Raw genomic sequence first — 610 nt, 5'->3', positions numbered from 1 at the left:
CGTGGTGCCCGGAATGGTCACCGGCCATCCAGCGGCCAACACGGCGAACCGCGCGATGTTGCTTGACTGATCACCGACCTGACCGACACAACCCCAGATGACGTCATCGATGCTGCCGGGGTCGATGCCCGTGCGATCGGCCAAGGCGCGCAACACCAATGCCGACAACTCCCCGGCGGCGATTCCGGCCAGCGCGCCGTGACGGCGCCCCACCGGAGTGCGCACGGCACCTACGATCACGGCGTCCCGGTCCAGCGGCCTCTGGTTCACGGTCTCTCGATCCCCTCATTTAGGATACTGTTTGAGATGATTAGATAGCAGTCGAGTGCCATTGGCAAGTTCACGGTGAGGTGAGGGCATGCGCGATGTGGTGATCGTCGATGCGGTACGAACAGCGATCGGAAAGCGCGGCGGGTCGCTGGCGCAGACGCATCCGGTGGACATGTCCGCCGATGTGCTAAGCGCGTTGATGACTCGTACTGGTCTCGACCCCGCCAGCATCGACGATGTCATCTGGGGATGCGTGTCCCAAATCGGTGATCAGTCAAGCAACATCGCGCGGTTCGCCGTGTTGGCCGCTGGATGGCCGGTGACCATTCCGGGCACCACG

General features: G+C 63.4%; 2 pseudogenes. One reads left to right on the top strand and one right to left on the bottom strand.

The features are described 5' to 3' along the window. Nucleotides 1–255, bottom strand: a pseudogene (locus tag A5688_RS08600) (acetyl-CoA C-acetyltransferase); the annotation flags it as partial. A gap of 103 nt (nucleotides 256–358) precedes the next feature. Here A5688_RS08600 and A5688_RS08595 point away from each other — a divergent pair. After that, nucleotides 359–610, top strand: a pseudogene (locus tag A5688_RS08595) (acetyl-CoA C-acetyltransferase); the annotation flags it as partial.

Origin of the sequence: Mycobacterium mantenii (assembly GCF_001667865.1) — a bacterium.
GTDB lineage: Bacteria > Actinomycetota > Actinomycetes > Mycobacteriales > Mycobacteriaceae > Mycobacterium > Mycobacterium mantenii_A.
Note: the sequence above shows the minus strand (reverse complement) of the source record. Positions and strands in the feature narration are given on the sequence as shown.